Origin of the sequence: Cohnella sp. SGD-V74 (assembly GCF_003001675.1) — a bacterium.
Taxonomy (GTDB): domain Bacteria; phylum Bacillota; class Bacilli; order Paenibacillales; family Paenibacillaceae; genus Cohnella.
Genome location: NZ_PVYW01000006.1, coordinates 145,038 through 159,453, shown reverse-complemented (window position 1 = coordinate 159,453; position 14,416 = coordinate 145,038). Strand labels below are relative to the sequence as shown.

The following is a 14,416-nucleotide window of genomic DNA, read 5'->3' as shown; positions in this document are numbered from 1 at the left end:
AGCTTACTCGATGCCGAACTCGCGGGCTCGGACATTCACTTCCTCGACCATTCGGTCGAGGCCTTTTTCTTTATAGCCGTCGATAATGGACTGCCATGCCGCTTCGACGGGCAGATCGCTGATCATAACGCGAATCATATCGTCGCTGTCGAAGATCGTGAAGCCGTCCTTGGCCGGAGTGGACAACCGCGTCAGCCGCGGCTCGTAAGCCTGCTTGCGGGTCTCGCGCATGGAGTAGTCGACCAGCTCCCGCTGCGCTTCCTTGGCTTCCGGGGTGATGCCGACGTAATCCGGATTCAGCTTGAACATGCCGTCCCAATCGAGCAGATTGGCGAAGGCGGAGAAAGCCTTATATTTCGTCATGACGCTGGCGTCCGGATCGAGCGGCTGAATGCGGCCGTTCTCCCTGACGAAGTCTTCGTTTTCCAAGCCGTAACGCCGCATCTCCTTGAACTCGTCCGTATTCATATAATCGAACAGCTCCAGAATGCGGGCCATCTTCCGGTCGTCCACCTTCGCGGAAATATAGCTCTCCGACCAGAACGTCTTGAACACGGCATGGTACCGGTTGCCGTCCAGCGCCGGCAGCGGCTTAAGCAGCTTCACCTTGTCGTAGAAGGACGTATCTTCGGGATGAAGCTTCAGCCACCTCTCCTTGTAGATGCTCACGTCCAAATTTTGCGCGCCGCCCGCCAGAATGAGCGCCGCCACTTTGCCTTCGGCGAACTTGTCCCTGGCCATCTCTCCCCGCGTGACGGGCAGATCGGGATCGATCAAGCCGGACGAGTAGAAGTCCCGCAGCAGCTTCAGCGATTCGATGGAATACTTGGAGAATACGGCGGGAATGTAGCGGTCGTCCTCCTTGATCCACTTGAAGTCGCTGCCGCTGCCGTCGCTGGTGGCGGCGGGGGAGCTGTACAGCCAGAACAGCCCGCCGAGCAGCAGATTGCCGACGGAGGTCAGTCCCCGCACGCCCTTCTTCTCCGGATCATGGTCGATGATCGCCTTCAGCATCGCCCGGAACTCCTCCCACGTCTCGGGCTCCCGAGTAATGCCGGCTTGCCGGGCGAGGTCCCACCGATAGGCCACGATTCGGTCCAGAACGTTGTAGTCGGTGCTGTCGTACGTCTGCCGCGGTATGAAGTACAGTTTGCCGTCGTCCTTCAAGTCGTCGGTTCCGGGCAGGCTCAAGTAAGCTTGCAGGTTCGGATAGGCGGACAGGTCGTCCGGAATCGGCTTGATGACGCCGCGGTCGCGCCAGCTTTTGTAATAGTGGGAGTTCACCGCGTCCACGGAGAAAATATCCGGAAGCTGGCCGTTCGATGCCCACATCTGAATCTGCTGCACGTAGTTCTCGATTTTGATCGGAATCGGCTTGATCGTAATGTTCAGCTTCCGCTCGAGCAGCTTAAGAGCCGGATCGTCCTGCGCCATGGTCTCTGCGAGATCCCAGAAGGCGACGGAAATCTCCATCGGTTCGGAGTCCGCAGAGGGAGTCTTGCCGTCCGAAGCCGGGCCGGAGCATCCGGAGAGCGAAGCGGCCAGGAGAAGGGAGACAAGCAGCCAAGCGGCGGCGCGGCGCGAACGGCTCATGCTTTCTCCTCCCGCATCGTCCCGGCTTGCAGGCGGTACTGCCGGGGCGTTATTTTCTCGTGCTTCTTGAACGTCCGGATGAAGTAGAAGTAGTCCCGAAACCCCACGCTCTCCGCGATCTCCCCGATGGAGAGGGCCGTCGTCTCCAGCAGCAGGCGGGCCTGCCTCAGACGCGCCTGGGTCAAATACTCGGTGAACGTCACGTTCAGCTCCCGCTTGAACAGCTGGCTCAAGTAGTTGGGATTCATATAGAAGCTTCTCGCGATGCTCTGGATGGAGATGTCGCTCCGATAGTTTTCGTTAAGGTGCTTAACGATCTCCTTCAGGTTGGCGTGCTCCGTCTTCCGCTCGGGGCGGCCGTCCAGCCCGCTGCCCGGTCTGCGAAGCTCCTCCCGCAGGCTGTCGATCATCGCGTCGAAGGTGCCGTACAAGTGATAGAGCTGGTCTCTGCTGAAAATGTAGTCCTCCTCGGGCGCGGCCGACAGATCGGAGGAGGCGTGAAAGTAGACGAGGTTGTAGACGATAAGCGCATGTACAATGGTGAGACCGCGTTGGTTGCCGGGCTGCGCCATCTCGCCGAGCAGCTGCCGCATAGCGGCGGTATCCTTCTTGGCGGCGCTGCGTTCGAGCTGCCGGACCAGCCGGTCGGCTTCCGTCTCGCCGTCCGTTTCTTCGCGGAAATGGACGGCATCCCGTCCGTGAACGAAGAAGTCCCAGGCGTTTACGGTCGCCGCGTCCAGCCCTTTAATGACGCTGCACAGCTTCCGCCCCGCGCGCGCGGCTCCGACGCCCTGAATGTCCGGGGAGATCGGCTCGCGAATCAGGTCGCGCAGCAGCTCGGCGCTCGGGCATTGCACGAAATATCCGGTTCGCGAGCCGCCCAGATGGATGGATACGGCGTTCGCGCCTTCCCGGAAGCTCAGCCGGCCTTTGCCCAGCGAGACGAGGACGTACAACAAATCCTCGTCCAGGCCGTGAGCCCGCAAAATCCGGTCGAACGCGGCGTCGGCCTGTTCTCCGGCCGGCTCTTCGATCAGCTCCAGCAGCTCGTTCTCGCGCTTCTGCCGGACGTCCTCGATCGCCTTGGCCGCCGTCTTGAGCAGGCCGTCGATCTCGTGGTCGTCGAACGGCTTCAGGCAGTAGCCCAGCACGCCGTAGCTCAGCGACTTCTGCACGTATGCGAACTCGGCGTAGCCGCTGATGACGACGATCTGGATGTCGGCGTTCGTCTCCTTGATCTGCTTGATCAGCTCCAGCCCGGACAAGCCGGGCATGCGGATGTCCGTGAACACGATATGGGGCTTCAGCTCGCGAACAAGCTGGAGCGCCTTGGCTCCGTTATTCGCCCTGCCCGCGACGGCAAACCCCGACTTGCGCCAATCGATTCCGGCTTCGAGGCTTTTGAGCACGAGATTCTCGTCATCGACCAGAAGCGCTTTATACATCCGTATCTCCTCCCGGTTGCGCAGCATGCAAAGGTATGTGCAGGAAGATCCGGGTTCCTCGCCCGGCTTCGCTGTCGAAGGTTAAGCCGCCTTCTTCGCCATAGGCCAATCTGAGCCGGTTGTGCACGTTCAGGACGCCGAGCCCTTCCGTCGGGACGGACGGTTCAGCTCCGGCGCGGTCCGGAGACGACGGCCGCGCCGCCAGCCGGCCGCGGATCGCCGCCAGCATCTCCTCGTCGACGCCGACGCCGTCGTCGACGACGCCGAGGACGAGAACGGCTCCGTCGTCCACGCGGCCCGAGAGCAGCAGCTTGCCGGGCGTCGTCTTCGGCTCCAGCCCGTGGAAGATGGCGTTTTCGACGAGCGGCTGCAAAATCATTTTCATCACCGGCGCCTTCAAAGCCTCCTCGGTAAACTCGAAGCTCACTTCAAAACGGTCCTCGAAACGGATCGATTGCAGGAAGACGTACGATTGAACGGCGTTCAGCTCGCGGTCGAGCGTCACCCAGCCCGGCCCTTTGATGCTGTAATGGAACAGCTTGCCGAGCGCCTTCGTCATCTCGACGACCCGGTCCGCCCCGAGCTCCAGCGCCACGCCCTTGATCGATTCCAACGTGTTGTACAGGAAGTGGGGGTTGATCTGGCTGCGCAAATAGGCGGAGGCGGCTTTCTCCTTCTCGATCTCGGCTTCCAGCAGATGGGTCGTCGTCTCGACGAGCTTGTGGGTCAGGCTGTTCAGCTCGTTCAGCATGCCGTTCAGCTTCTCGGCCACGACCTTCATCTCCAGATTGCCTTCCAGCTTCAGATCGTTCTTCGCCTCGCGGATCGCGCCTCCGGATTTCATGCTGTTAATGAACTTCACGAGCACTTGAATCGGATGGACGATGTTGTTGATGATCATCGCGAAGGGCAGGGCCATCAGCAGGAGCGCGAACAGGACGATAAAGACGCTCTGCGTGCGCACTTTGTTCAGCTCGGCCAGCAGCGCCTCCTCCGGAATGAAGCTGAGAAGCGAGGAGTCGATGGCGGCGAGCGGGTGGAGCTGAACCGAGCCCTTGATGCCTCCGATGGAGTCCTTGATCGCGGGCTGTTCCTCGGACATGCGGTCCAGCGTCCCGACGTTGCGGGCAATATCGTCGCCGTTCGTCTCCGGGAACGTCCGGCCGTACCGGTCGATCAGATAGAAACCGGCTCCGGGCTCGGACTGCGGCGTATCGGAATCAAAAAACATCGTCTCCACGTTGGCGATAACTGCAATGTAACCGATTCGTTTGTCCGCGCTTCCGTTCGTGCCGTCGGAGTGTATATTTTGGGCGAACACCAGGGTATTTTGCGGCGTGCCGCTATAGCTGAATTTCCGCAGGCCGCTTACGTAGACGCCGTCGCTGCTTAAGATTTCCGACTCCAGTTCCCGAACGTATTCGATGCCGCCGTTGAGGCTGTATTTCGTGCCCCGCGCGCCGATCAGGACGATGTCCTCGATGCCTTGCCGGCCGGCCTTCAAGGAGATGATCTTGCGGTCCAACTCCTTGCTCATCTCGTACAGCAAGCTCGGATTGACCTGGGTCAAATATTGCTGAAGGAACGGATCGAAGCCGAGATTGAGCATGATCTGCCCGACCTCGTCGACCTTCTGGGACATGCCGAGCTTGAACTTGCGGACGAGGTCTTCGGTATATTGGCTGTTGTTGCGGATGACGATCCGGGACGTCTGCTCGTACAGCGAGTAGATGATCAGAAGCATGACGGCGAGCACGCATGCAACCGCTATCATAATTTGCGTTTTGATTTTCAGCTTTTTCAATACGCCCACGGTGTCACCGCTTTCCGCTCTATGTACTCCGATTATATCACGATCCATTTCTTATAGAGACGGGGCGAAGCGCTGTTCTAACTGGAGTCCATGTTTATCTAACGAGAAGACATAGTTTGCCGGGAGCAGCCGCTAATCGCGGTCCATTTTAATCTAATCCGGCGCCATACTTTGCCCGGTCCGTTCGCTCTATAATCGCAATTGTAAGCGTCATCAACCAATTCATAGGGGGAATCGAACGTGAACAACGGAAAGACAGGCATATTCGCAATGCTATCGTTTATTTTGGCGCTTGTGCTGCTGGCGGGCTGCGGCAATTCGGCAGCGCCTTCGGCGTCGCCGAGCGCGTCTCCGTCCGCCTCGCCGTCGGCTTCGGCTTCGGAATCCGCTTCCGCGGAAGAGAGCCCGTCGGCTTCGGGACTGGAGGGCAAAGTCGTGTTCTGGTCGATGTGGAGCAACACGGAGCCGCAGGCGAAGGTCATCGAGGAGGCGGTCGCGGAATTCAAGGCGAACAATCCCGCCGTCGAGGTCGAACTGAAGTTCAACGGCCGGGACATCAACAAGCTGATCAAGCCCGCGTTGGAGAGCGGCCAGCAGATCGACATTTTCGAGCAGGACCCTGGCGCGGCGTTGGCCAACCTGAAGGATCACGTGCTGAAGCTGGACGATCTGCTTCAGCAGCCGTCAGTCGGCAGCGAAGGCAAGTCTGTGAAGGATTCTCTCATTCCGTCGCTCATCGAGTGGGTCAAGACGCTGTCGACGGAGGCCGGTCTGGAAGAGGGGTACTACGCGATCCCGCAGCAGCCTTACGCGGTGTTGTTCTTTTATAACAAGGCGCTGTTCGAGAAGGCCGGCATTACGGCGGCTCCGACGAGCTGGGAGGAATTCCTGGCGGCGTGCGAGGCGCTTAAACAGATCGGCGTAGATCCGATCACGTTCGACGACGCTTATCGCGATCTGTTCATCGGCGGCTATTTCGGCAGCGCGATGGGCAGCGACTGGACGGACAGTCTGGTGAAAGACAAGACCGGCGAGATGTGGAAAGACCAGATCGTGCAGCAATTCGCGAACGACATGCAGCTGTTGAGGGAGAAGGGCTACCTGTCGAAGAAAATCGCCGGCAACAAGTATCCGGCCGGTCAGCAGGATCTCGCTCTCGGCCAGGCGGGCATGTACTTGAACGGCACCTGGCTGCCGAACGAGGTCGCCGCCACAGCCGGTCCGGATTTCCGCTGGGGCTCGTTCCAATTCCCGATCGTGCCGAACGGCAACGGCCAAGGCGGGCTGGAAGGGCTGACCTTCGGCGCGCAAGGCCTGTTGTTGAACAAAAACAGCAAAAACGTTCCGGCGGCGTTCGAGCTCGTCAAATATTTGGTCGGCAAGAAGGCGCAGCAAGCGATGTCGGATCAGGCGCTGGCCATCCCGGCTACCCTCGACACCGAGTGGCCGGCTCCGCTGGCGGAAGCCGCGACTGCGTTCGGCAACGCCAAGGTGAATATGCCTTGGGGCAACGGCATCGATAACGGCGGCGACTTCTCTACGGGTACGGTTATCCCCGTGTTCATGGAGCTGGCGACGGGCAAGCTGAGCCCGGACGCATACGTCGACAAGATGAGTGCGGCGGCGAAGAAGTTCTACGGAGGCTAATCTCTCGGTAAGGGGAAAGGGCCGGGCGCGGCGGAAGGGTTAGCCGCTTCGCCCGGCTATTCGCCGGTTATGTGCGTGATTCACGCCAAAGGCGTTTTTGCTTGGTGATTCAGAAAGTATAAAATTCGCTATACTTTTCTGAAACACCTCCGACAAAAACTCAATTTTGCGTCTGGAGGACGCCAAAGGCGTTTTTGCTTGGCAAGTTTTCAACGGGAGGTGTCTCATGAAGCTGAAAAAATCGGTCATCGCCCTGTTTTTGGGGCCGGCCGTCACGATCTACCTCGTCATTTTCCTGTATCCGACGCTGCGGACGTTCGCGATGAGCTTTTACGATATTCCTTCGCTGTCCAGCAAGGTGGCGGAGTGGACCTTCATTGGCTGGGACAATTACGCGACGCTGTCCCGCAGCCCTTATTTCCTGGATTCGGTGAAGAACGTTCTGGGCATATGGGCGATCGGGGGCGCGCTTATTTTCGCATTCGCTTTTCTGTTCGCTGTCATTCTGACTTCGGATGTCCGCGGAAAGGGGTTCTGGCGCTCGCTGATCTTCCTGCCGAACACGGTGTCGGCGGTCGTTCTGTCCGTCGTCTGGCTTCATTACGTCTTCAATTCCAGCTACGGCCTGCTGACGACGCTGTTCGAGAAGCTGGGACTGACGGCGCTGGCGGACATTCAGTGGACCGATAACGAGCATATTTACTATTCGATGATCATCGCCTTCAGCTTCGGTTCGATCGGTTATTTCATGCTCATCCTGAACGCGGGCATCGGGAGAATTCCGACCGATTACTACGAAGCGGCAACGCTGGACGGAGCGAGCGTCTGGACCAAGTTTTTCCGGATTACGATGCCGCTGCTGCGCGATGTGTTCCGGACGACGCTCGTGCTGTGGACGATTACGGCGTTCAATTTCTTCGTCTGGTCGGCGACGTTCGGACTGGATGATCCGAATACGGTAACTCCTGGCTACTACATGTATCAGAAAGTGTTCGGCAAGGGCGGCAGCGTCTATCTGGAGGACTCCTTCAACGTCGGAGCGGGGGCGGGAGTCGGCATCCTCATCACGGTCGCGACGATCCTCGCCGCTGTATTGATCGGTCGATTGTTCCCGAAAGACCGGCTGGAATATTAAGCGAGGAGGCGATTCCATTGCGCAATAAAGGGTTGCGGCTGCTGCCGGCCTACGTGCCGCTCGCGGCTTGGCTGGCGTTCTCCATCGTGCTGTTCGGCTGGGTCATCCTGGCGTCGCTGAGCACGACGAGAGACATTTTCACCAATTCGCTGCTCGGAAGCGGCATTCAACTGTCCAATTACACCGATTTGTTCAAACAGCAGGAGATGGGCCGCTATTTCTTGAATAGCATCATCTATACGGTCGCCTCGTGCGCCGGCATCGTGCTGGTCGCCGCTCCCGCCGCTTACGTTTTGGGACGGGTCAAGTTCAGAGGCTCCGGTTTTCTCAATCTGATGTTCGTGTCCGCGATGTCGATTCCGGGCATTCTGATCTCGATTCCGCTGTTTTCCCTGTTCGTCGGGCTGAAGCTGACTGGCTCGATTGCAACGCTGGTGCTGATCTATATTTGCACGAACGTGCCTTTCGGCGTGTTTTTCCTGACCGGATTTTTCTCGTCGATTCCGAAGGAGTTCGAGGAGTCGGCGGCGATCGACGGCTGCGGCCCGATCAAGGCGTTCGTGAAGGTCATTCTGCCGGTCGCGCAGCCGGGCATTATTACGCTGACGATCTTCAACTTCCTCGGCGTCTGGAACGAATATTTCTACGCGCTCATCTTCGCCAACGACGAAGGCACGCGGACGCTCGCGCTGGCGCTCCAGTCGATCGTCTACGGCTATTCCAACACGGGGAATTACGGCGGCATTTTCGCGGCGTGCATGGTCGTGTTTCTGCCCAGCTTCATCGTCTATCTGTTCGTGTCCAAAAGAATTATCGCCGGCATTACGATCGGCTCGGTTAAGGGTTAGATGCGATGCCGGAAGCGATATTGAACCAAGACGCTTCGATGAATAGGCCCAATGGAATGGAGAAAGGAAATGGTTTTGTCCGCGAGTTTTGGCTTTGAGTTGCAAACCTATGAAGGTCTTATGAATCAGAGCAACTCAAAACAACCTGTCTGAAGCCGGCAAAGCCATCCCTTTCGGAATGCAATGGTCCTCTCATTTCTTGGTTCAATCTAGAGTCGCTTCGTGATCAAAATCGGACTTTTAGAACTATCGTTAAAGGAGGGGCCGTTAGGATGAAGGTGTACACGTCGATTGTCGAGCTGGAAGGAGCGCGTCTGGAGGGCGAGAACCCGCTGCCGATGTTCGCGAGCCGCAATCCGCACCGCGAGGTGACGGAGGACGGCAGCTTTACGCCCGAGCTTCGGGAAGGATTCGGCGACGATACCGGAGAGCGATATTTGCCTTACCGGATGCAGGATCGCTATACGCGGAAGCGGGCTCCGCTGGCGCTGAAGACGATCGTGCTGGAGAACGAGCGGCTGCAGGCCGTATTTCTGCCGGAGTACGGCGGTCGGCTGTACGCGCTGAAGGATCGCCGGACAGGCCGGGACATTTTGTACCGCAACCCGGTGTTCCAGCCGGCCAATCTGGCGATTCTGAACGCGTGGTTCTCGGGAGGCGTCGAGTGGAACATCGGCCAGATCGGCCATACGTTCGGGACGTGCTCGCCCGTGCATGCAGCGAGGCTGCGGGACCGCGACGGCAACGAGTTCGTGCGGATGTACGAGTACGAGCGCTGCCGGAACGTATTCTGGCAGATCGACTGCCATCTGCCGCCGGGCGCGAAGGAGCTGCAAATCCATGCCCGCATCGTCAACGACAACGAGCGGCCCGTGCCGATGTATTGGTGGACGAACATCGCCGTAGAGGAGACGGAGCGCTGCAGGGTGTTCGCGGCGACAGGGAAGGCGGTCTACATTTCCCCGGAGCTGAGCGGCCACGGCGTCGGCGAGCTGCCGGCTCTGCCGTCGCTGCCGGGCGGGGACGCTTCTTACCCGATGGAATTTCCGTTCTCCAGCGAATATTTCTTCCTGACGCCGGCCGAATGCCGCTCTCCGTGGGAAGCGGTCGCCTACGAGGACGGCCGGCTGTTCTACGAGCGCTCCACGGCTCGGCTGCGCTACCGCAAGATGTTCTGCTGGGGCCATCATGCGGGCGGCAGACGCTGGCGCGATTTTCTGGCGAAGCCTGGAGAGGGCGGCTACGTGGAAGTGCAGGGCGGCTTCGCTCCGACGCAATTGCACGGGCTGAAGATGCCGGGGGATGCGGTGTGGGATTTCACGCAGCTGATCGGCATGGATCGGGTGGACCCGGAGACGGCGCAGGCGGCGGACTGGAACGAGGCGCGGGATGCCGTGGAGAGAGTGGTGGACGCGCTTCTGGGCGAGGAGCAGGTGTATGCCATTCACGAGCGGCTGCGGGAGCATGCGGAAACGGAGGCGGGCGAACCGCTGCACGTCGGATCGGGCTGGGGCGCGCTGGAGCGGTTGCGCAGGGCCGAGCGGGAGGAACGCTCCATCCCGAGCGGGCTTGCGTTCCCGGACGATACGCTCGGCGAGCCTCAGTACGCCTGGCTGGCTTTGCTGAGGGAGGGCAGGCTGCCGGAGACGGCGACGGAAGACGTGCCGGCGTCGTGGATGGTGCAGGACGAATGGCGGGAACTGCTGGAGGCCAGTCTGAGCAGCGGGGATAGCCTTAGCCGTAACCGGAGCTGGAACGCTTATTTGCATTACGGCGTCATGCTGCTGGAGATCGGTCGGGAGAAGGAAGCGGAAGCAGCGTGGGAGACGTCGCTTCGTCTTCGCCCTTCCGCATGGGCTTACCGGAATCTGGCCCGCTTGGCCGTGCGCCAAGGGGACGAGGAGCGGGCGGCTGCCTGTTACGAGCAAGCCTATCTCGTGTCGGGCAGCTTCCCGGATCGCGCCTTCGCCGAGGAGTATTTGCAGCTGCTCGTGCGGCGCGGGGAGTTCGAGCGGGCGTGGGGGCTGTACGAATCGCTGCCGGCCGAGCTGGCCGGGGGCGACCGAATTCGGATTGTCGTCGGGGCGGCGGCGCTGGAGCTGGGTCAGGACGAGTATATGCGCCGGCTGTTCGAGACCGAGTTCGCGGTTATCCGCGAAGGAGAGACGCTGATCATCGACCTGTGGTACAAGTATCAGGCGCTGAAGCTGGCGAAGGAGCGGGGAGTGGAGCTGACCGAAGCGCTTCTGGCTGAGGCGAAAGCGAAGTTTCCGCCCCCGGGACCGATCGATTTCCGCATGATCGGAGGCTAGTAGAGCGCTCCCGAAGTAACGTAACCAAGACGTTGAGAATCCAATCCGACTCAGTCTTGCTGAGTCGGATTGGAGCTGGATAGGAGCAGGCAGAGTCGCTGTAACCGTGCTGAGTCGGGTTGGAGCTGGATAGGAGCAGGCAGAGTCGCTGTAACCGTGCTGAGTCGGGTTGGAGCTGGATAGGAGCAGGCAGAGTCGCTGTAACCGTGCTGAGTCGGGTTGGAGCTGGATAGGAGCAGGCAGAGTCGCTGTAACCGTGCTGAGTCGGGTTGGAGCTGGATAGGAGCAGGCAGAGTCGCTGTAACCGTGCTGAGTCGGGTTGGAGCTGGATAGGAGCAGGCAGAGTTGCTGTAACCGTGCAGAGTCGGGTTGGAGCTGGATAGGAGCAGGCAGAGTCGCTGTAACCGTGCTGAGTCGGGTTGGAGCTGGATAGGAGCAGGCAGAGTCGCTGTAACCGTGCAGAGTCGGGTTGGAGCTGGAAATGAGCAGGCAGAGTCGCTGTAACCGTGCTGAGTCGGGTTGGAGCTGGAAATGAGCAGGCAGAGTCGCTGTAACCGTGCTGAGTCGGGTTGGAGCTGGATAGGAGCAGGCAGAGTCGCTGTAACCGTGCTGAGTCGGGTTGGAGTTGGATAGGAGCAGGCAGAGTCGCTGTAACCGTGCTGAATCGGGTTGGAGCTGGAAATGAGCAGGCAGAGTCGCTGTAACCGTGCTGAGTCGGGTTGGAGCTGGATAGGAGCAGACAGAGTCGCTGTAACCGTGCTGAGTCGGGATACAGCGACAAAAAGAGGTACAGCGAGGTTGCAGGACGGCAGTATCGGGTTAGAATCCGCCTGGCGAAGAACCTGACCGTAAGTAAGATTGCATCGGCTTCGAGCGCAATCGCATTTTATTTCCGGAATGCTCTACTAGGGCGTGTATGCAAACCCGCTCAGGGGCATCTTTCACCGCTTGCTTCGTCACCTTTGCTTGGAACGAAAATTCGGCAACATCTGCTATCCTCGGAGGATGCATACTCGCCCTAGGACGAAGGGCGTTCGCGGCTTTGCGGCGTCTGCGCGGAACGAATCCGACAAGCGTTGACAGGATTCTGATCGGAATGGCATAATTGGAAATATAAGATAAATAAGATGACGGAACGAGGAAGCACCTCGCCAAAGCCGGACACGGGACGTGTTGCTTTGTCGGGGTGTTTTAATTTGAGCGAGGAGATGGGGGCGATGGCGAGGAAAAAAACGAATAAGGATCGGATCATGGAACATCCGGTAACTTACGAGGCTTATGCGGAAATGCCGGACGACGGACAGCGTTACGAGGTGCTTGATGGGGAGTTGGAGCTGATGTCTCCGGGACCGTCCACCGTTCATCAGGTCATCGGCTCGTCCTTGCATCTTCTCGTGCAGAGCTGCGCCTCGGAATACTTTATTTTAATAGCTCCGCTGGACGTCATTCTGAGTCGAACGAATGTCGTTCAGCCGGACTTGATTATGATCCATCGCAGCCGACCCGACATCGTGACGATGCGCGGAGTGGAGGGGGCGCCCGATCTCGTCGTCGAGGTGCTCTCTCCGTGGTCGCATAAGAGAGACCGCCTGCGAAAGCTGCACATCTATGCCAGTCACGGCGTACCCGAATATTGGATCGTAGATCCGGCTGTGCAGACGCTGGAACGGTTCGAGCTGACCGGCGAACAGCGATACGAGCTGCGAGACCTGTTCGAGAACGACGAGCGCGTGGCGTCGGACAAGCTGACTTGCGTCTCGTTCCCGGTTGATCGTTGATCGACAATTGGACTGTTGAACAACTTCTTCAAAGGAGGTCAAGGGGATGGCCGACAAGTGGAACGACGGACGCGAAGATAGGGACAAGCAGGAGATAGCAGGGCAAGGGAAGGTTAAGGAGACTCCGGAAAATGACCTGATCGATGAAAGGTACGAAATTATCGAAGGGGTGCGATACGATTTTCTGTCGTCGCCGGCATACGCTCATCAGCAAGTGCTGAGAGACTTGATTCTCGGTTTTCACCAAAACTGTGCGAAGGATGGAGAGGTGTTGTTCGCACCGCTGGACGTTCATTTCGATGAGGATAATATTTTTCAACCGGATTTGATTTATATTGCCAACGCGAATCGCGGCATTATGCGGGACGGATATATCTACGGCGCGCCCGATCTGGTTGTAGAGATTTTATCTGCAAGCACGGGATGCCGGGACAAGACGATTAAGAAGAACGGCTACGAGAAATTCGGCGTGCGCGAATATTGGCTGGTCGATCCCGTTCACCGATTCGTAGAGCAGTTCGTTCTCATGGACGGGAAGTACGCAGCGGTGGCGACGCTGACGGAAGAGCAGACGCTGACCTCGCCGACCGTGCCTTGCCTGCACTTAAATCTGGGAGACATCTTGCGGGAGGACGAGGGGAACGACGAAAGCGAAGCCAAGGACAAGCAGGGGAAAGTCAAGGAGACTCCGGAAAACTATCTGATTGACGAAAGGTATGAAATTATTGAAGGGGTAAGATATGATTTCTTGTCGTCTCCAATATACGCGCATCAGCGGGTACTGGCGAAACTCTATCTCGCTTTTCATAATGGCTGTGCGGCGGACGGAGAGGTGCTGTTCGCACCTCTTGATGTCCATTTCGACGAGAACAACATTTTTCAGCCGGACTTGATTTATATTGCCAACACGAATCGCGGCATTATCCGGGACGGGTACATCTACGGCGCACCCGATCTGGTTGTAGAGATTTTATCTGCAAGCACGGGACGCCGGGACAAGACGATCAAAAAGAACGGCTACGAGAAATTCGGCGTGCGCGAATATTGGCTGGTCGATCCCGTTCACCGGTTCATAGAGCAGTTTGTTCTTCTGGAGGGGAAATATGCGGCGGTGGCGACGCTGACGGAGGAGCAAACGCTGACCTCGCCGACCGTGCCTTGCCTGAACTTAAATCTGGGAGACATCTTGCGGGAGGACGAGGGGAACGACGAAAGCGAAGCCAAGGACAAGCAAGGGAAGGTTAAGGAGACTCCGGAAAACTATCTGATTGACGAAAGGTATGAAATTATCGGAGGAGTGCGTTATGATTTCCTGTCTTCTCCGGTATATGCGCATCAGAGAGTGTTGGGGGAACTGCATTTCGCGTTTCGGAACGATTGTGCGGCCGACGGGGAAGTGCTGCTGGCACCGCTGGACGTTCATTTCGATGAGAACAACATTTTTCAACCGGATTTGATTTATATATCCAACGCGAATCGCGGCATTATCCGAGACGGGTACATCTATGGCGCACCCGATCTGGTTGTAGAGATTTTATCTGCAAGTACGGGACGCCGGGACAAGACGATCAAAAAGAACGGCTACGAGAAATTCGGCGTGCGCGAATATTGGCTGGTCGATCCCGTTCACCGGTTCTTAGAGCAGTTCGTCCTCATGGACGGGAAGTACGCAGCAGTGGCGACGCTGACGGAAGAGCAGACGCTGACCTCGCCGACCGTACCTTGCCTCAGTTTGAAGCTGGAAGGGATTTTTCCCCCGGAAGATCAACCGATTTGACGAACCTTGTCCGACCCACCGGGGGATTCGTTGCGCGTATCGCGTCAATTTCCTGTCCAGGCTGCGCC

At 58.4% G+C, this 14,416-nt stretch carries 9 protein-coding genes; 6 read left to right on the top strand and 3 right to left on the bottom strand.

Going from position 1 to position 14,416, the window contains the following annotated elements; all coding sequences use genetic code 11:
* Nucleotides 1–3 precede the first annotated feature (3 nt).
* The 3 genes from B0G52_RS11560 to B0G52_RS11550 are packed head-to-tail and all read right to left on the bottom strand — an operon-like array spanning nucleotide 4 to nucleotide 4,851.
* On the bottom strand, nucleotides 4–1,593 hold the full coding sequence (locus B0G52_RS11560) for an extracellular solute-binding protein (RefSeq protein WP_094044320.1): 1,590 nt from the start codon (nucleotides 1,591–1,593) through the stop codon (nucleotides 4–6).
* The gene (locus B0G52_RS11555) at nucleotides 1,590–3,038 is read right to left on the bottom strand and encodes a response regulator (protein ID WP_158223668.1); all 1,449 of its coding nucleotides are present in this window, start codon (nucleotides 3,036–3,038) and stop codon (nucleotides 1,590–1,592) included. The genes B0G52_RS11560 and B0G52_RS11555 overlap by 4 nt, the downstream gene beginning before the upstream one ends.
* Nucleotides 3,031–4,851, bottom strand: a complete 1,821-nt coding sequence (locus B0G52_RS11550; RefSeq protein WP_158223667.1) for a sensor histidine kinase — start codon at nucleotides 4,849–4,851, stop codon at nucleotides 3,031–3,033. The genes B0G52_RS11555 and B0G52_RS11550 overlap by 8 nt, the downstream gene beginning before the upstream one ends.
* A 240-nt stretch (nucleotides 4,852–5,091) precedes the next feature.
* Here B0G52_RS11550 and B0G52_RS11545 point away from each other — a divergent pair, with 240 nt between their 5' ends.
* From B0G52_RS11545 to B0G52_RS11520, 6 genes are all read left to right on the top strand, one after another.
* Nucleotides 5,092–6,498, top strand: a complete 1,407-nt coding sequence (locus B0G52_RS11545; RefSeq protein WP_094044314.1) for an ABC transporter substrate-binding protein — start codon at nucleotides 5,092–5,094, stop codon at nucleotides 6,496–6,498.
* Nucleotides 6,499–6,724: 226 nt separating this feature from the next.
* Complete coding sequence (locus B0G52_RS11540) at nucleotides 6,725–7,633, top strand: carbohydrate ABC transporter permease (RefSeq protein ID WP_094044312.1); 909 nt, start codon at nucleotides 6,725–6,727, stop codon at nucleotides 7,631–7,633.
* Between the two features lie 17 nt (nucleotides 7,634–7,650).
* Nucleotides 7,651–8,481: a carbohydrate ABC transporter permease gene (locus B0G52_RS11535; protein ID WP_198960634.1), complete on the top strand. Its 831-nt coding sequence runs from the start codon at nucleotides 7,651–7,653 to the stop codon at nucleotides 8,479–8,481.
* Nucleotides 8,482–8,753: 272 nt separating this feature from the next.
* Nucleotides 8,754–10,793, top strand: coding sequence for a DUF5107 domain-containing protein (locus B0G52_RS11530; protein ID WP_094044308.1), 2,040 nt, complete (start codon nucleotides 8,754–8,756; stop codon nucleotides 10,791–10,793).
* Nucleotides 10,794–12,010: 1,217 nt separating this feature from the next.
* A complete protein-coding gene (locus B0G52_RS11525) occupies nucleotides 12,011–12,571 on the top strand; it encodes a Uma2 family endonuclease (protein WP_094044306.1) in 561 nt (186 codons plus the stop codon).
* 46 nt (nucleotides 12,572–12,617) lie between these two features.
* Nucleotides 12,618–14,348, top strand: a complete 1,731-nt coding sequence (locus tag B0G52_RS11520) for a Uma2 family endonuclease (RefSeq protein WP_094044304.1) — start codon at nucleotides 12,618–12,620, stop codon at nucleotides 14,346–14,348.
* The last annotated feature ends 68 nt before the right edge of the window (nucleotides 14,349–14,416 follow it).

Excerpts from the sequence above, each read along its gene's own strand:
- B0G52_RS11560 (WP_094044320.1), bottom strand. The coding sequence starts at position 1,593 with ATGAGCCGTTCGCGCCGCGCCGCCGCTTGGCTGCTTGTCTCCCTTCTC.
- B0G52_RS11555 (WP_158223668.1), bottom strand. The coding sequence starts at position 3,038 with ATGTATAAAGCGCTTCTGGTCGATGACGAGAATCTCGTGCTCAAAAGC.
- B0G52_RS11540 (WP_094044312.1), top strand. The coding sequence starts at position 6,725 with ATGAAGCTGAAAAAATCGGTCATCGCCCTGTTTTTGGGGCCGGCCGTC.
- B0G52_RS11530 (WP_094044308.1), top strand. The coding sequence starts at position 8,754 with ATGAAGGTGTACACGTCGATTGTCGAGCTGGAAGGAGCGCGTCTGGAG.
- B0G52_RS11525 (WP_094044306.1), top strand. The coding sequence starts at position 12,011 with ATGGCGAGGAAAAAAACGAATAAGGATCGGATCATGGAACATCCGGTA.
- B0G52_RS11520 (WP_094044304.1), top strand. The coding sequence starts at position 12,618 with ATGGCCGACAAGTGGAACGACGGACGCGAAGATAGGGACAAGCAGGAG.